Source organism: Sessilibacter sp. MAH3 (genome assembly GCF_054658275.1).
Genome location: NZ_BAAGIE010000017.1, coordinates 19,111 through 36,315 on the forward strand (window position 1 = coordinate 19,111; position 17,205 = coordinate 36,315).

The following is a 17,205-nucleotide window of genomic DNA, read 5'->3' on the forward strand; positions in this document are numbered from 1 at the left end:
AAAGCACTCAAAATTAAAGATTGAGCGCTTCTTTCTTAAAGCAATTCCAATCCTAGAAACCTTAGAAGAATACCAATCTTTTTCCAAATTCTGTGTCAATAATTGCCGAGTTTTGTTCGTACACCTGCTTAATTTGATCTGCGTGAAAAACCTCTTCTGGACTGCCAAAATCGATGCATCGACCGTCTTGCATCACAATCACTAGATCTGCGTAGCGCAAAACAGAATTCAAATCGTGACTAACAATAATTGCGCTTAAACCTCTCTGACACTCTACTTTTAGAGTTTCATACATATTATTTTGATGTTTTAAATCTAGGCTTGCGGTTGGCTCATCCAATAATAAACAGGGTTTAAGATCTAACTGAATCAACGAGGTTTCTGATTTAACCGATTTAGCTCCAGACTTAAATTGGCTTTTATCAACCAGATTGGGTAATACCTGAATATACGATCGAGCTAATTGAACACGTTGCTGTTCGCCACCACTGAGTTGATCGTAGTTTTTTTCGAATAAATGACCGACGTCTGCAAAATTTGCCGCTAAATTTAGAAACTGCTTTTTACCAACATGGGAACATGAATGGTTTGCCAGACCAAAGGCTATCACTTCTTGAACCTTGAAGTTAAATTCAAGTGAATTAATTTGCGATAACACCGATAAGTATTTTGCTAACTCTCGATGATGATATTGCCTGAGCAGGCTTATATTTTCGCCACAAAAAATAACGTCGCCAGAGCCTTTTAACCCGCCGGCCAAACAATGTAACAATGTGGACTTTCCAGAACCGTTTGGCCCTACAATCGCAATTAACTGACCTTTAGGAATTTGCAAACGCTCGATATCAAGGCGCACACGTGAGCTCTTGCAAGAAGAATCCCGAACACGTATTAAACCATCAATACCATCGTCTCTATTCTGCTGGAATACTCGTAGGTGATTAACTTCGAACAAATAATCTTTATTCATAAACCCTTATCTTACGACGCAGCGCGATAACGAATAACAACAATACTTTAAGAATGTTTAAGTTTCCTCATTAAAACCCCAATAAACCAAGGCGCACCCACTAAAGCAGTAATGATACCAACAGGCAATGTTTCTCCGTCAATAAGACTGCGTGCTAATACATCTGAGGTTATTAAAATAATTGCTCCGGTTAAACCCGATAACGGAATAACCCAGCGGTTGTCAGCACCAGTCACCATTCTTACTACGTGCGGAGCAATTAGGCTAACAAAACCGATTAAACCCACGCAGGCAACAGAAACACCCACACCTACAGAGCAGATCAATAATACACGATATTGAAGCGATTCTACTTTAACGCCAAGATACATCGCTTGCTGTTCACCCAGCGCCAATAAATTTAAAGCGCTTGAATGAATCATTAATAAAAATAAAACAATTACGGCACTTATAAGTGAAAACCAAAGATACACGCTTGAAGACGGTTGTAAATTCCCCAATTGCCAAAATGAGAGAAAACGTAATTGTTGAAGATCAACAAAATATTTTATGAGACCCGCAAAAGCACCAGTAAAGGCCGACAACGCAAATCCAAGTAGCAACATGTAAAGCACCTGATTGACACCTGGTTTAGTCAACCAATGGCTCATCATTAATACGCACATTGATGCGATCAATGCACCTAAAAAAGCCGCTCCAGAAATTAATGCCGTGTTATTTATTGACGAGAGAACAGCGAATCCCAAATTATACGAGGCAAATACCATTAAGCTTGCACCCAACAAGGCGCCTGAGGAGATACCAATTAAATTAGGATCCGCCAATGGGTTTCTAAAAATGGCTTGAACAGCCGCGCCACTGACGCCAAGCACAACCCCTGTTGACAGGGCCATTAACACTCTCGGCCAACGTATTTGCGATAAAATAATAAAATCTTGTGAATTTAAGCTCTGAGCAAAAAATTCAGAATCTGAAAAATTATTGAATGATAAATAGCCTAACACGAATTTGAGGTGTGCGACAAATGTGATTTTAACATCACCAATCGCTAAGCTGGTTAGCATCGCCACAAAAACAAGCACAATTAATACGCACAAAAATACGCATGATCGTCGATTGTGCTGTTTATGGACCGGGCTGTGACAAGATGATGACAACGATCGATGAGTTGTCAAAAATCGATTCCTTTTTTCGCCATAATACCTTGATTATAAGCGTGCTTGATTTCTTTTATCTCAGAAACGGTATCGGCAATTTCACGTAATCGACTACCACCACCTCTACCGGTAATCACTACGTTTTGATGCGAAGGACGCGCAATAATAGCGTCAACTACCGACTGTTCATCCAAATATTGATAAGACAGCATATACGTTAATTCGTCTAAAATAACCAAATCGTATTTAGGACTACTGAGCGCATTTTTAGCGTGATCCCACGTAATCTTCGCCGCAGCCATATCACCGTCTCGGTCCTGCGTGTCCCACGTAAAACCGGTGCCCATTTGATAAAGAGGTACATCCTTTAAATGCTCAAGGAAAAATAATTCTTCGCCGGATTTTTGCACACCTTTAATAAACTGAATGATCGCCACTTGTTGACCATAGCCTAGAGCTCGAATTGCCATACCAAATGCAGAACTGGTTTTACCTTTACCGTTACCGGTTAATAAAACTACAACGGATTGATCTTGCGTTGCTTTTGCCATGGTTGCAGAAACACGTTCTTTTTGTTTTTGCATGGCTTTGTTGTGTTTCTCAGACTTTTTATCCATTTAAAAAAAACCAAAAAGTTGCATATATCAACATCAAACTGTAGGAACCTCTGATTAACTCATCCCTGATTTAATCAGAGCTTCCTATATGTTTGTAATTGCTCGTAAGAAATACAAGCAATAAACGTATCCTTGCTGTTCATACTCTGAGTATGAATTCCTAATGCTTACGCTCAATAGTATTGATAATTATTTTACGTGTATCGTTTAAAAGGAATAACGAGCACCTACATACGCCTGAATACCACCATTATTAAAGCCACGCGCTTCTTGATAATCATCATCAAGAGCATTAATAACGTTGGAATACACTTGTAACTCAGGAGTTACTGTGTAGTTGACCGTAATATTTAATAGCGAGTAATTATCCAAGTCTTCACCGTCAATATCAATGGCGTCACTGACGAAGCTTAATTGGCTCGACAAGGTTAAATTTTCTATTAATTGAGCAATAACTGAAAAATTAGTAATGTTCTCAGGGCGACGTGCACGTTGCTGGCCATTACTGGTTTCCGTATCGTTATAGGTATGATTTACCGAGAGCTCTAATGATTCACTCACAGGCCAATTAAAGGCGACTTCTACACCTTGTGAGGTCGCGTCATCGTCGGATTGTAAGTAGCCGCTAAAAAATACCGGGTCGAACTCAATAAAATCTTCAACGGTCTGATCAAACCAAACCAGCGATAACTTCCAGCCCTGCTCCGAAAACCACTCAACGCCAAGATCGTAGCCTTTACTGGTTTCTTCGTCTAACTGCAAACCCGCAGCAGGACCAAAAAAGGCGGTATCATTAAGAAATTGTTCAAATAAACTTGGCGCTCTAAAGCCAGAACCGTAGCTGGCTTTAAATTTTAAAATACCAGAATCTTGGAAAGTAATTAAATAGCTGCTGCCAAGGCGAAAACTTTGGTATTCGCCAAAGTCATCAACATCGTCATAACGCGCCCCAATATCAATAAACCAATGATCATTAAATTGAGTTTGTACATTAACAAAAGCGGCTAATTGATCACGCTCAGAAAAAGCAATTTCTTCCTCTTTAGAGTCAATACCAAAAACAATTTTCAAACTGTCTTGGGGCGTATAACTGCCCAGATATTCTACTTGAGTAATTTCGCCTTCGTTCTCAAAGGTTAATTCTCCTTCGGTGAAAAACTCACGGCTGATATCAGAAATGCTCGCGTTAAGTTCGTGGCTGAATACAGAATTTTTGTAACCGATACCCACACTCCAAATATCCAACTCGGAATCGGAACGGCAGTCGTCTGAAGTTGCAAAAGTAGCGCTGACAAAACAATTATCGTAATCGTTATCGGCTTCGTGCTGGCGATAAAACCCTTTCACAAACCAATTTTCGCTCAAATTAATTTTTCCGTTTAATTGCAGCGTTTGGTTATCGTAACTGTCTTTATCGTCGGCTGGTGATGTCGCATCAAAACCATCAACATCTAAATCAGAACCTGATACAAAGAAATAACCCAAATCACTAGAACCACCTACATTGCCGGTAACACGTTGAAAACCGTCCGTTCCCGCTTTTACATCAACACTTCCGGCAAGTGCGTCTTCGTAGCGTTTAGACGTAATGCTCACAACACCACCGGCATCGGCGCCATAAAGAACGCCCTGCGGACCACGCAGTATCTCAACACGCTCAACACCGCTCACCAATAAATCGTCAAATACCGGCGTAACCTGCGGTGCAGAGGGGTCGGCAATTAACACTCCATCAATACGCAATTGGGTGCGAAAACCTTCTTCGCCGCGAATACGAACGGTGGTAACGCTACCTATGCCGCCGTTGTGCGACACACCAACGCCCGGTTGCGCAGCCAAAGCATTGGCAAGGCTTTCTTGACCCGACAACTGCAACTGCTGCTCATCAATTAACGAGACACTGGTGGATAGATTAAGAGTATTCTCGGGAATACGTGATGATACAACCACTTCTTCAATGGTAGTGGCAGCAATTGAATGTGCAGAGAATACAGCAGCGGCAAGCGGTGCCAGCAAGGATTTATTCATTATGTCCCCAATTCGACAAGGTGTTTACGATTTAGGGAGGATAACGAGGTAGAAAGATTTCGCTGAAAAGCTGCAATCTGTCGAGAAATACCCAATCTTTAGGTATAACATAGCGTTCTACTTCCGATGAGCCCTCCGCTGCATCGCATTTAAGTTACTCAGGCTGGTATCGGACTTTGAACACACAGGTTCTACCGTTGCGGGGGCAGTGATGGATCGGTTGCAATAAACCGCCAAGCTTCCCATTTAACCTACACACCAGTTAAGGTTGCACGGGCATTATTAACGTAATGAAAGATTAATAATGACTTAGCAACTGGCTTGATAACGACAAATCAAATTAAAGACATCGCTTTTAGAAGAATGAACGTTAACAAATGATTGGCTGTAAGCACCTATAAGTGGCGCGAACTTTACCCAGCTTATGATGAATGGTCAACCTTGAGCTTATTCACCCAGAATACTCGAAATAACAAATTGTGCTGTTTTTAGTGCATCAAAAAAAATTCAAACATAATCATAAAAATAATACTGTGGCATTTTTTCTTTTTCTTTTTCTTTTTCTTTTTCTTTTTCTTTTTCTTTTTCTTTTTCTTTTTCTTTTTCTTTTTCTTTTTCTTTTAACATTATTTTCCAAACTGAAAACTGAAAACTGAAAACTGAAAACTGAAAACTGAATTAAATATTTTTATAGAATTACTAACATAAATATTCAGCCCACAAAGCAAATAATAAATAAAAATATACAACCCAAACTAATATAGCGATACAAGCTAAAAATAATCACAGAATTTTCTTGATAAAAAAAACCTTAAACTACAATAGATACAACGTTGCATTTAGCCAATTGCGACCCGCTTATCAAAATTATACAAATCAAGTCAATATGACAAAAAAAATCATTCCCGATGAACTTTACATTTAAAAAAGTTAAACATTGATCGAATTCAATATTTTAAAATTTTTGTATTTATTTCTTAACAATAGCGCTTTAGCATGCTCGACCACAGAAGATTTGAATCGTATTTCAAGAGTGTTTAATTTAAAAATCGTCAATTGAAACAAACCTGACCAAAAACACCGAAAACAGTCAAATCACTTTAAAATAAAGGCTTTTTACACAGCTATCGATTTACCAATAAACACACAAAATGAATTTGTAAAATTAAATGCAAAACACTAACAAGTATTGACAATCGATAAATACAATCAATACACGCTATCGTTAAATGATCAATTTTTGCGGCACAATACAACACCCAATAAAAAGCGCTGAACCATGAATTTCAGACTGTTATTTCTTGCAGTTTTATCGCCAAAACTTGCCGACCCAGTATTACTTTTACGTCTTGTGAAATTAAAATTTGAAATTAACTTATGATCCTTAATTATTTTTTGATAGTTAAAAACTCAGAAACAACACTCAACAGACAAGTATTTTATAAAATAAGCCTTTAACTTAATTTATTCGTAAAAAGGCCAACATTTCTTCAAAATCAACTCTCAATTTATAAATAACATTTTCGATCAGAAGAAAATCAAATTGACCTATATCGTCAATTTAAATCATCAAATATTTAACTAAATTTTTAAAACACAGTTTAGGTATCGGAAACCACACATAACTATAAGGACAAACATTTAGGCTTTCTCTAATTTTCAGTTGAGAGAATTTTAGGCTGGTATTCAGTCACACAAAAATCATGCATTTCTACCGCAATACATTTAACTTAGATAATAGGTGAAAAATGAAAAATATCTTCTGGGGTTTAATCTTGAGCGCTTTTTGTGCTCTTGCAAACGCTAACACGGGAGTTGCTTTGGTTCACGGCACCGGCAAACAAACCGATGCTTTCAACGATTATTGGACCGCCGATTTTGTAAACTCCGTGCGTCGCGGCCTGCCTAACCAAGCTAACTATGTTGTAATTAACTGCGACTTCGAACAATTTATGTGGGCCGATGGCGCAGCGGGTTGTTTGGCTCAGCAACTTACCAACTTCGTAAATTCACGCGGCATTACCGATCTTGTAGTCATTACTCACTCTAACGGTGGTAACGTAATGCGCTGGATTTTATCAAACCCAACCTTCGACTCTCGCTACCCAAACATTATCAATCGCACTCGCTGGGTTAACGCGGTTGCACCTTCCAGCGCGGGCACTCCACTGGCCGACCAAGTTATTGCAGGCAACACTTTTGAGCAAGTTTTGGGCTGGATTCTAGGCTTTGCTAACGATGCTGTTCGCCAACAACAAGTTGCTTGGATGTCTTACTACAATTCAACTTGGTTGCTAGGTACTGCGGGTCGCCCATCATTACCACGTCAATTCTATGATGTTGTTGGTTCAGACGTAGACAGCTCACCGTTCGACTCAGACAGCTACTGTGGTGGCTACTCTTCAACCGTTGCACTTGAAGCTACACAAGAATTCCTAAACAGCTGTTCCGATGGTTTCTTAAACTGCACCAGCCAAGCAGCAGCAGGCACCGTTTGGTTCTACGACACTCAGCTTACTAATGGTCAAGAACCTCTTAACCATAACCAAAGCCGTCGTCCATGTTTTGGCCTAGACGTAATTTTGAGAAACGACATTTAAGGAGCTACCAACATGACTCAATTATTTAGCAAAAAAGCATTGCACGTCGCTTTGTCATTGGCGGTAGCAGCCGGTGTTAGCTTCTCTGCAAACGCAGAAAAAATGACCCTAAAACAAGCCGCAAAAAGTGATATGGTCAGCAAAAGCCTAGAAACTTCTTTCAATGGCGTTGCATTACCAACCATCGGTACCGCTCGCGAGCGTGTCACCTTTACCCAAGTATTGGCAGGCAGCGAAAGCATTCAAGCTAACGTTGGTCAAACCTTTACCTCCGAAAGCCGCAACTTCAAAATGCTAGCAACAGGTGAAGAATTATCAAAAGGTATTAATCTACCGATTTCTTCCCCATCGGCATTGGTTCGTGTCATTCCAATGTCTGGCTCAACCGCCATTGACGAAAAAATGTTGCAAGTCAATGCAAATGGTCAATGGTTAAGTTCCGACGAAGCCTTTGCAAAAACATTTGATGCGAACGAACTTACCGCCGCAGGCCTTGAGTCGCCAAAAGGCAGCTTTGCCATGAAGATGAAAGCAGAGCCCGGTAAAAACGGTATGTTAATGCGCAGCGAGCAATCTTTAGCAGCCGCTGACCGTTTTAACGTTTTGGTATTCGAGCCGAAAAGCAACGAAGTGTTAAAAACCACTTTAGACAAAACTCGCGTAGTGCAAGGTGAAAACATCCGAGTTAACGCAGCGATGACCAAAGATGGTTCAGCAATGGCGCTTAGCTCTGTAGAAGCATTTGTTATGGCTCCTGGCTCAACCGAACCACAAGCCGTACAAGTTCGTCAACGTCGTGGTTCAGCAGTAGCGGTAATTGACACAGCCAATATGCTGGCCAGTGCACCCGGCCTTTTCGAAGTACACTTGGTTACCGAATCTAACGAAGGTGGTGTTAAGAGTCTTCGTACCGATAAAGTTGCCTTTGCTGTTGCGCCAAAAACTGCTCGCCTAACCGGTGACGTTGAAGTTGAGCACTCAGCCGCAGCTATGACCATGAGCTTTGCCGTAGAAAGCGTACTACCTGGCCGTTACGAAGTATCTGCGGTTGTTTACGGTACCGATGCTCGCGGCCGTATGGTTCCGGGTGTGTTAACTGCTACCGCTCAATGGTTAGATGCTAACGGTACTATTACCCTAGAAGTGCCTGAAGTAGAGCTTAGCGCTACCGGTCTTGTTGCACCGTTTGAAGTAAAAAGCTTAAAACTTAAAGATCAAACTCGTTTATCTGAGTTGTGGTCACAAGAATCTGCTTTAGAAATGTAATCAACGTTTCTAATCGGACGATTAAAAAAACCGAGTCTTATGGCTCGGTTTTTTTATGAGCTTGGCACAGCCTTGGCAAAATCAAAAACCAGTACATTAAACAATTTAAGCCATTTCTGTTACCAAGCGAGTCAAAATGACCAATATCAATGACCTAGTCTCAAATTTCGACCCACAACTGAAATTAGATTTAGTTGAGGTTGATACAATTCATCAAGAATTCCTGCATCTTGTAGAACAAGCGACAAAAGCCAAAGGACTTGAGTTTGCGGATATTTTTAAAAATTTACTCGCCCACACCCAAGCTCATTTTTCGGGTGAAGAAGAAAATATGAAAAAAATTGGTCACGGCTCGATGCTGGAACACATTTCTGACCATCAAAGAATATTGGGCGATATGTCGCGCTTTAATGACAAGGTGCAAGTGGGTCGTACACAAATGGCACGAGCGTGGATGACTGACAGCTTATTGCAATGGTTTGATACCCACGTAAAAACCATGGATAGCGCCTTAGCTGTCGATTTAAAGAAACACCTACACAAAGACAGTATTCCCGAAAGTGCCTAACCGACAAATGGCACTAAAAACCAGTGATCGACCGTTTAAAAACGCCAAACCAAACGGCGGCTTTATTGTATTAAGGTCAAATGTTTACGTAGCAACATTAGCCGTTACCTGACGCTGGTGGCAGTGATGACACGGCTCATTAAGCAATAAAATTCATGTTTTAGTGTTCCTGTGAATACAAGATCATGCCTGGAAATACAGCATCATTTTATTTACAGGGCTAAATGCTCCATGCGATAAAGCCTTAAGGCATTGAGTGAAAGTACGTCTCTAGCACCTGTTTCACCGAGAGTCTCAACAACCAGGTTAAAATCGTCGTCGCTGTAAGGAATATGCACGCGCGTGCTGGGTAAATCTGTACCAAAGATTAATCGTTTTGGATTGAGTGAGTACAAATTAATGATCGCTGCTTTCGCGCTGAAATCTAATCGCCCAAAACCTGTCGCTTTAATGTAAGCACCCATTTCGATCAGTTTAACAACGTATTTAAACCCTTCTTCGCTTAAACCCAAATGGTCCAAACTCACAGAAGGTAGGGTTGAAATAACACCCATTAAATCGCATAAATCGCGTGAATCTGCATAAATCTCAACATGCCATTGAGCGACTTCGTAAATTTTAGCGGCCAAATTAACAAGATCGGTAAGAGCTGCTTGTCCATAACGCCTTAAATTAATACGAATACCGCGTACACCCATTTTATTTAATGTTAAAATTTCATCTTCAGAGATATCACTTTTAACATTTACGACGCCTACAAAGTTTGCGCCTAAAATACTTAGCGCATCCGTTAAGTAAGAGTAATCGTATTCTTGAAAAGACCCTGAGATAATCGCTCCGCCGAGTAATTGGTACTCACTCATGCGATCCAGATACTGTTGCGCGGTAAAGGCGTCTGGAATAAAGCCATTATTCTCAGAAATGGGAAATCGTTTATCAATAATATGAAAATGCGAATCAAATAAAGGCAATTTATTTAACATTCATAAACCCAAAGCAGACGTCTAATATAAGTAAAAGCTAACAAAAACTAACGCTAAACTTAACTAAGAATAGCACCTAAAATACCGACCACACCTAAAGTTCGATATTAGATTTAATTAAGTTTTAACTAATATTAGAAATTTGCCTGTATCATGTACACACGCGGCAAATACCCAGGAATTTACGAGTGTTTCACCCTAAAATTGGCTTCTAGGAAAAATAGATTTCTAGGAAAAAAATTGATTAACCATTTGCGCCGTACGGATTATTCGTACTCTTGATTTGCGATCAGAAAAAGAAGCTTTGGTATAAAGCCTATCGAGTAACTTTGCAGCAACTCCACCCGCAAAAAACGCCCCGAGACTTTTAGGGTCAGTTGCGTAATGACGAGCCATATTTTTGGACTTTTTTGCGACATCTATAACTTGAATTAAGTCTTGAGTAACTCGGTACTGTGATTCTAAAACTGCATTCTTTTTTTTCCAAAAACTAAACATTCATACCTCCCGAGACAGCCTCTGCTCATAATAAAAAGATTCGCTATTTAGAAAATAATACACTCATCAATTTAATGGATTGGCTAAAGCCGACATGTTTAGCAAAATACTTACCGGCTTTCCACAAGGTAACACACAATAATATTTGAATGGCGCTCATAGAGAGCATAATGTAGATGGGTGCAAGGCCTAATTTAAACGCGTAAAAACCCACGGTAAGACATACAAATAACCAACACATTAATACCATACCGCTAAAACACAATACGCATAAAAGAGTGAGCACTAACGATGTTTGTGTTAAAGACCATTCAGCTTTGATCAGTTGCTTTGAATCATCAGTAAGTTTACCGATACCAGCTAAGCCTTCACCAATGAGCTGATGAATTGTTAATGTATCAGAAGAATTCTGAGCCGGGCGATTATCGCCCGGTTCTCCATTTTCGGAAGATTCAGAATCTGTGTTGGTATGATTCTGGTTCATTGTGAACCCCGATTATTTTTTCTTCCCAATTAGCGACGCAACCAAAACACCTGCTGTAAATGCAGCGCCCAGCGTTAGGAATGGATTACGTTGTGCAAAACCGCGCGCTGAATCTATACCCTCGTGGATAGCCTTGTTACTCGCTTCTTTTTTATCGTGCAAAGTTTTACCCGCAGAAGAAGCAGTTTCTCTGACCTTTTGCTCAAGTTTATCGAGCTTTGGGCTGGTGCTATCGATGGCGTCATGGGCTGCGCTCGCAAGTTTTTCAGTCATAGTGTGAGCAGCCGCAGCCGTGTCTTTAGATACTGAATTAAGTTTTGCACTTGAATCTACTGAATTTTCTTGAGTACTCATGGCGTTCTCCGTTGAATTTTTTGAATCATCTATGAATTTAGATGTAAGAAAAATTCACTCACATATAAGAGCGGCTTATAGGTTATTAATTAGTTAATAACGTTGGTAACTATTGAGTTCAGCGAACTTTATCTCTGAATATCGTACCGAAAAATAATTACCAATATTGCTAAAGCTAAATTTTTACAACTAGGTCTTTTACAACTAGGTCGAGCGCAAGATAAATACGCACTTTTTAGATATCGCTCGAAAATACTAAAAAGTTATTGGTTAAAAATTTATTGAAACCTGTTAGCGTATTACTCTGTATGAAGCATAGGGCTTGCCAATTTTTAAAAAATAATTTCCAAAACCCTCAAATACCGTTTAAATCACCTTAAATGCGCTAAAAATCAAAGAGTTATCACATAGCCAAAAATTACAATTCAAAATTTAGCAATGCACAAAACACAATCAACATCTATTGCACAAAAATAATTTTGCAGATTTTTCAAGATATTTTGCAGTCAATTCAAGATCAAAGCACACAGAATCAACTTTGTAGTATTTTTATAATTTTGAAAAATTTTATAAAAATAGAAATCCCCAATTAATCTAGAGCTTTCTGTATTACTAACGAGAGAAAACACCCGCAAACATAGCCTTTCCATTAAAGGAGCGCTTAAAAATACGCAAAAAAATCAACCGACGATACGTTTCACCTTTATTATTTATAGAGTATTTTTTCTCTGGCACGATTTAAGCTTTATCACTTATGAATATGAAAATCGCATTCATTTATTGTTTTATTATTAATAGAACAACAATATTAGAGACATTTACTCCAAAGGAATGCGCAAATAGGAATCAGCAGAGGAATTTACCATGACAGAGTTAAGCTTACACGACGATGAAAACTTAATGTCTTTAAAAACCAATATCGAAAAAATTAAAACCGCGATGATCTCTACCATAACTCATTCTACCCGATCGCACGCTTCACCAATGCACACCGTAAGCGTAGATGAGTATGGTGCTTTATGGTTTTACGCCTACAACGACTCACAGCGCGTACTGGATATTTCTGAAAATAATTTCGTCAATGTTATTTATTCGTCGCCGGAAAAAGGCATTTATATTTCTGTTACAGGCTACGCACAATTGATTTCGGATAGGAAATTACTGCATAAGTACTGGGACGAAGATTACCGAACTTGGGCACCCGATGGCCCGGATGCGCCGGGTTTGTATTTACTAAAAATTAGTGTCAGCGAAGCAGAAATGTGGGATGTAGAGACCTCAGCGATGACTCGTTTTGCTAAAACTACCATCGCAAAAATTCGTGATGAACAGCCCAATTTAGACAATCATGTTATCTATCATCACTAGGTAAGACTGGCCGTTCAGTTTCAGTTAAATTTAAGAAGCTATGCTAGCGATGTAGTTTTTAAGTAGATTTTAGGTTTATTGGCATGCATTCTTGTCAGGCACTGATGGATCAGTGAAAGAATGAATTTAAACCAAACCCCGATTTTATCGGGGTTTATTTTTTGTACTTAATAAAGGAAACCCTGATTAACCGAGAGCCTCCAGCGACACACAGATGTGCTGCTAATTTCAAGAACAATAAATGCTTAATTTAATCAGAGGTTCCTTCAGCGGTTCCTATAGGTTAACTATAGAAGAGTTAATCAGCAGTTCTTAGAATTATTTTTCTGGAAGAGCTCATCAATAATGGCGAACTAAGCTTCGCTTTCGGTATTTGTTGGATTCCTGCCACCGAATAGTTTGGCAAACGAAAAATATATTCCATACAAAACAGGATAAATCAATAAGCTAATCACCAATACGGTTGCAAACATACTACCGGCGCGGGCAAAGCCTACTTCAGGAACAAATACACCTTCGTAAAAAGTAATTAACCACGCAGGCCCCATAAATTTTGAGCCGGTTTCGATATTAAACGGCGTCAACATAAACGCCGTTATTAATAACAGCAACGGATATTGTACGATAGGACGCACTCGGCGTGTTAATCCCCATGCGCCTAACGTGACAACTAAAGATGCAACAATATAAACCAGCCAAGCATTTGTATAGTCGGTATCAGACATAATAAATTTCGCTTAGTATTTTCTAGGTTGATAATTAACGATTAAACCCATCGCACGATTCGATCTTGCCACTGTTCAAGTGGAACTTCGTTCTCAGAAATACAGCGACCTTTAACGGATCGCTTGAATCGATGCACCGAAGTTTCATCACCGGTAATCAACGGGTGCCATTTTTCCAGCTTACGTCCTTCCGCCAAGGTTCGATAAGCACAGCTGATCGGCAACCAGTACATGTCTTGGATATTTTCAGCGGTAAAGGTTCTGCAATCAGGAATCTGTTCTAAACGATTTAAATAATTGGTACAGCGACAAGTATCGACATCGAGTAATTTACAAGCAAGATCGGTAAAAAACAGCTCATCGGTTTCGTCATCAATGAGTTTGTGCAAACAACATTTTGCACAACCGTCACACAGTGATTCCCACTCTTCGCTGGTCATTTCTGACAAAGATTTGGTTTCCCAAAATCGATTTTCAGACATTGTTATTATCACCGCTGCCCATTAAATTTTGCTGAGTTTATCGTTCGATTTATTAATTTCTTGCATGTAATCTTCTTTTTCTGGCGGCATTTGCAAGTAATAACCGTGTTCTTTAATAGACGCTAACACACGAGTAATATCGGCGTTGGCAAGATTACGCTCTGGAGTAAGCACCAAAGTAAACGAGTGTTTTGGTTTACCAAAACGCTCCATTAAAGCCTTTGGTACTCGGCTTATGCCATCGGTTTTTAACACGTATAAATACATGTCATCAATTTTGGAGCTTTTATAGATATCGCAAATTTGTTTCACTGTGTTATGGATAACCTTTCTTTGTATTTACGTAGCTCTACATTGTTTACCGAGTTTCTGTAGAACACTCAAGAATATCTTTGCAAGTATTTTTCAGTAAGAACCGAAATAAACTTTATGATATTTTTTTACGTCTATGACTTTGTATTTACTTAAACCTTTCAAACATCCTACCCGAGTATGCCCTTCAACTAAGTGTAAACCCTTAATAGAAGGTGGATTAAGTAACTCTCTACTTATAAACACCGGCGGAACTCTCCAAGTTCCATGCATTTTCCAATGTTCTCTTATCTCCAATCTTGAAGAAATTACCTTTTCACCTATTTGAGAGAAATAGGATGCATCTTCTGAAACTTCATTCATGTAATCTGGGAATGTTGCTTCTGTGGAGATACTAATAATCTCGTCAACATGAACTTCGATCAATGACCATAAAATTTTAGTTAAATCTATATGACCATACATAGATATGAATTCATCTTTGTCACTATGATCAATATAAAACTGCTTAACAACAGAGTCAGGTGCATTTATATTTAGCTGATTTTTTATAATCGACTTAGATAACTCCGGCTCCAATTTATTATTAATAAAGTTAGGCAATTCTCGAAATTTCATATTTTTTGATAAAGCCTAAATTAAAATCACTAGCTAATCTGATTAATATCGAGTGTACAGGCGTAATCCAGCAAGCCTTGGCCGATGACCTCAAAGCGCCAGCCAGTTTGTAATCTATCGCTTAAAGTTAACGGCTGATTAGATAGAATCTCTCGCGCCAAATGCTGTAGATCGGTTTTTTTGATTAATACCTCTGGCGGTAACAATAACTCTTCGGCTTTTTGAACCACAAAATCCCGCAGTGCTTTGGTAATTGCACCTGCAATAGGTGGTAGCGGTTTAGGTAAACGTTGCGGGAATTCAGCTTCGTTTTCTTGAGCTTTTTTTACAAGTTCTAAAAGAGTCGGCCCATCTTTTTTGATCACCCGTGCAGTCATGCCATCAATGGTGGTTAACTTGGCAAAATGCGGCGGACGAGTACGAGCTAAACTGAATAGAGTTTGGTCTTTAAGAACACGGTTGCGAGGAATATTGCGCTTACGAGCCTGACGTTCACGCCAAATGCATAATTCTTTAAGCACCGCTAGACTACGCGGATTTAATTGCCAAGCCAGTTTTATTTTTTGGTAGTAATCAACGTTCACCGCTTGTGGCGAGGTGGTGTTGTTCAAAACAGACTGACAATCGTCTAAAACCCAAGCCAATTTATTTTGGCTTGTTAATTTCTCGCAAAGCGTCGTGTAAATCTGTAACAAATGCTCAACATCGAGTGCCGCATAATGTTTTTGTACTTCGGCTAAGGGGCGCTGTAACCAGTCTGATCGCGTCGCGTCTTTGGGTAAATCGACATTGAACATTTCACGCAGTAAATTTGCGTAACCAACACCAATTCCGTATCCAGCGAACGCCGCAGCGATTTGAGTATCGAACACCGGTTGCGGTAACACGTGGCAACAACCTTGGAAGACTTCGAGGTCTTCTGAGCAAGAGTGCATCACCTTAACAACATTTGGGTTGGTTAAAAGATCCGATAACGCTTGATGTTTACCAATCTCCAGCGGATCAATGAGATAAGTCTCTTCACCATCGTTGAGTTGCAATAAACCCGGCTTGGGATAAAAGGTGTCGGTACGAACGAACTCCGTATCAAGAGCGACGGCGGGTAATGCTGACCACTTTTGGCAAAGCACTTCCAGCTCTTGGGGATTATCGATCCAATGAAATTCGGGGGTTTCTATCACGATTTTGCAACATCAATTGGTTAAACAGTGAATATCAATAATCAACGGATTACTGAAAGCGGGTTCTGCTATTTATGGCGTGAGCAAGTGTGCCGCCATCAAGGTATTCAAGCTCGCCACCCAGTGGCACACCTTGAGCCAAGCGAGTAACAACCACGCCGGTGTCTTTAGCAATTTCAGAAATGTAATGGGCGGTTGCCTCGCCTTGTACGGTTGAATTGGTCGCCAAAACAATCTCTTTCACCAAGCCTTGTTGAAGACGAGTTTCGAGAATATCGAGCCCCAAATCGGCAGGGCCAATACCATCAATAGGCGATAAATGGCCATGCAATACAAAGTAAACACCAGAATAAACGCCAGCTTGTTCAAAAATAGAGACATCCGAAGGGCTTTCAACAACACACAAAGTCGATTGATCGCGCTTCGTGCTTTGGCAAATGGCGCAGGTCGTTTCTTCGGTTAATGTTTGGCAATGATCACAACGGCCAACACCTTCAACAGCAGCCTGAAGCGCCTGAGCAAGCCCAACGGCACCTTCTTGGTTGTGTTCTAACAAATAAAATGCCATGCGCTGGGCCGACTTTGGCCCAACACCCGGCAGCGCTTTTAACGCTTGAATAAGTTGATCGATCAATGGACTGTACAAGCGGCTTCCCTACACTTTTACGATTAAAACGGCATTTTAAAGCCAGGCGGCATTTGGAACCCAGACGCTAAACTGCCCAGCTTTTCTTGATTGGCGCGCTCGACCTTACGTACGGCATCGTTCATAGCGGCGGCGATAAGGTCTTCTAAAATCTCACGATCTTCAGTCATTAAGCTGGGATCAATATTGACGGATCGAACATCATGGCGGCCAGTCATGACAATTTTAACCATGCCTGCGCCAGACTCTCCGGTTACCTCGGCATTAGCAAGCTCTTGTTGCATTTTCTGCATGTTTTCTTGCATTTCTTGAGCTTGCTTCATTAAGTCGCCAAGACCTTTCATATAT

19 protein-coding genes and 1 riboswitch are annotated in these 17,205 nt (G+C 40.0%); of the genes, 4 read left to right on the forward strand and 15 right to left on the reverse strand.

What is annotated here, in order from left to right; genetic code table 11:
* Nucleotides 1-61 precede the first annotated feature (61 nt).
* The 4 genes from ACYQ2C_RS11615 to ACYQ2C_RS11630 all read right to left on the reverse strand — a co-directional run bounded on the left by ACYQ2C_RS11615 (nt 62) and on the right by ACYQ2C_RS11630 (nt 4,772).
* Nucleotides 62-970 (reverse strand): ATP-binding cassette domain-containing protein, encoded by a 909-nt coding sequence (locus tag ACYQ2C_RS11615; protein ID WP_460050779.1) that lies wholly within the window; start codon nt 968-970, stop codon nt 62-64.
* A 47-nt stretch (nt 971-1,017) separates the two neighbouring features.
* The gene (locus ACYQ2C_RS11620) at nt 1,018-2,034 is read right to left on the reverse strand and encodes a FecCD family ABC transporter permease (protein ID WP_460050983.1); all 1,017 of its coding nucleotides are present in this window, start codon (nt 2,032-2,034) and stop codon (nt 1,018-1,020) included.
* Between the two features lie 107 nt (nt 2,035-2,141).
* The gene (gene cobO / locus ACYQ2C_RS11625; protein ID WP_460102746.1) at nt 2,142-2,744 is read right to left on the reverse strand and encodes a cob(I)yrinic acid a,c-diamide adenosyltransferase; all 603 of its coding nucleotides are present in this window, start codon (nt 2,742-2,744) and stop codon (nt 2,142-2,144) included.
* Between the two features lie 207 nt (nt 2,745-2,951).
* Complete coding sequence (locus tag ACYQ2C_RS11630; RefSeq protein ID WP_460102748.1) at nt 2,952-4,772, reverse strand: TonB-dependent receptor plug domain-containing protein; 1,821 nt, start codon at nt 4,770-4,772, stop codon at nt 2,952-2,954.
* A 144-nt stretch (nt 4,773-4,916) separates the two neighbouring features.
* Nucleotides 4,917-5,069, reverse strand: a riboswitch (cobalamin riboswitch).
* Between the two features lie 1,451 nt (nt 5,070-6,520).
* Here ACYQ2C_RS11630 and ACYQ2C_RS11635 point away from each other — a divergent pair.
* From ACYQ2C_RS11635 to ACYQ2C_RS11645, 3 genes are all read left to right on the forward strand, one after another.
* Nucleotides 6,521-7,372, forward strand: a complete 852-nt coding sequence (locus tag ACYQ2C_RS11635) for a hypothetical protein (RefSeq protein WP_460102750.1) — start codon at nt 6,521-6,523, stop codon at nt 7,370-7,372.
* A 12-nt stretch (nt 7,373-7,384) separates the two neighbouring features.
* A complete protein-coding gene (locus ACYQ2C_RS11640) occupies nt 7,385-8,638 on the forward strand; it encodes a DUF4785 domain-containing protein (RefSeq protein WP_460102752.1) in 1,254 nt (417 codons plus the stop codon).
* 136 nt (nt 8,639-8,774) lie between these two features.
* Nucleotides 8,775-9,206, forward strand: coding sequence for a bacteriohemerythrin (locus ACYQ2C_RS11645; RefSeq protein WP_460102754.1), 432 nt, complete (start codon nt 8,775-8,777; stop codon nt 9,204-9,206).
* A gap of 212 nt (nt 9,207-9,418) precedes the next feature.
* Here ACYQ2C_RS11645 and ACYQ2C_RS11650 read toward each other — a convergent pair whose 3' ends face one another.
* The 4 genes from ACYQ2C_RS11650 to ACYQ2C_RS11665 all read right to left on the reverse strand — a co-directional run bounded on the left by ACYQ2C_RS11650 (nt 9,419) and on the right by ACYQ2C_RS11665 (nt 11,525).
* Nucleotides 9,419-10,189, reverse strand: a complete 771-nt coding sequence (locus tag ACYQ2C_RS11650) for an amidohydrolase family protein (protein WP_460102756.1) — start codon at nt 10,187-10,189, stop codon at nt 9,419-9,421.
* A 228-nt stretch (nt 10,190-10,417) separates the two neighbouring features.
* Complete coding sequence (locus ACYQ2C_RS11655; RefSeq protein WP_460102758.1) at nt 10,418-10,687, reverse strand: hypothetical protein; 270 nt, start codon at nt 10,685-10,687, stop codon at nt 10,418-10,420.
* A 43-nt stretch (nt 10,688-10,730) separates the two neighbouring features.
* Nucleotides 10,731-11,171, reverse strand: a complete 441-nt coding sequence (locus tag ACYQ2C_RS11660) for a hypothetical protein (RefSeq protein ID WP_460102760.1) — start codon at nt 11,169-11,171, stop codon at nt 10,731-10,733.
* A gap of 12 nt (nt 11,172-11,183) precedes the next feature.
* On the reverse strand, nt 11,184-11,525 hold the full coding sequence (locus ACYQ2C_RS11665) for a hypothetical protein (protein ID WP_460050797.1): 342 nt from the start codon (nt 11,523-11,525) through the stop codon (nt 11,184-11,186).
* Between the two features lie 864 nt (nt 11,526-12,389).
* Between ACYQ2C_RS11665 and ACYQ2C_RS11670 the strand changes: the two genes are divergently transcribed.
* Complete coding sequence (locus ACYQ2C_RS11670) at nt 12,390-12,893, forward strand: pyridoxamine 5'-phosphate oxidase family protein (protein ID WP_460050799.1); 504 nt, start codon at nt 12,390-12,392, stop codon at nt 12,891-12,893.
* A 353-nt stretch (nt 12,894-13,246) separates the two neighbouring features.
* Here the strand turns inward: ACYQ2C_RS11670 and ACYQ2C_RS11675 are convergent, their stop codons facing one another.
* From ACYQ2C_RS11675 to ACYQ2C_RS11705, 7 genes are all read right to left on the reverse strand, one after another.
* Nucleotides 13,247-13,618: a hypothetical protein gene (locus ACYQ2C_RS11675; RefSeq protein ID WP_460050801.1), complete on the reverse strand. Its 372-nt coding sequence runs from the start codon at nt 13,616-13,618 to the stop codon at nt 13,247-13,249.
* A 41-nt stretch (nt 13,619-13,659) separates the two neighbouring features.
* Nucleotides 13,660-14,100 (reverse strand): YcgN family cysteine cluster protein, encoded by a 441-nt coding sequence (locus ACYQ2C_RS11680; protein ID WP_460050803.1) that lies wholly within the window; start codon nt 14,098-14,100, stop codon nt 13,660-13,662.
* 21 nt (nt 14,101-14,121) lie between these two features.
* On the reverse strand, nt 14,122-14,412 hold the full coding sequence (locus ACYQ2C_RS11685; RefSeq protein WP_460050805.1) for a YcgL domain-containing protein: 291 nt from the start codon (nt 14,410-14,412) through the stop codon (nt 14,122-14,124).
* A 93-nt stretch (nt 14,413-14,505) separates the two neighbouring features.
* On the reverse strand, nt 14,506-15,030 hold the full coding sequence (locus ACYQ2C_RS11690; RefSeq protein ID WP_460050807.1) for a hypothetical protein: 525 nt from the start codon (nt 15,028-15,030) through the stop codon (nt 14,506-14,508).
* A gap of 29 nt (nt 15,031-15,059) precedes the next feature.
* Nucleotides 15,060-16,211, reverse strand: a complete 1,152-nt coding sequence (gene rnd / locus ACYQ2C_RS11695) for a ribonuclease D (RefSeq protein WP_460050809.1) — start codon at nt 16,209-16,211, stop codon at nt 15,060-15,062.
* Nucleotides 16,212-16,260: 49 nt separating this feature from the next.
* Nucleotides 16,261-16,857 carry a recombination mediator RecR gene (gene recR, locus ACYQ2C_RS11700; protein ID WP_460050811.1) on the reverse strand — a complete coding sequence of 199 codons (597 nt, stop codon included), beginning with the start codon at nt 16,855-16,857 and terminating at the stop codon, nt 16,261-16,263.
* Between the two features lie 23 nt (nt 16,858-16,880).
* A complete protein-coding gene (locus ACYQ2C_RS11705; protein ID WP_460050813.1) occupies nt 16,881-17,201 on the reverse strand; it encodes a YbaB/EbfC family nucleoid-associated protein in 321 nt (106 codons plus the stop codon).
* Nucleotides 17,202-17,205: the final 4 nt, after the last annotated feature.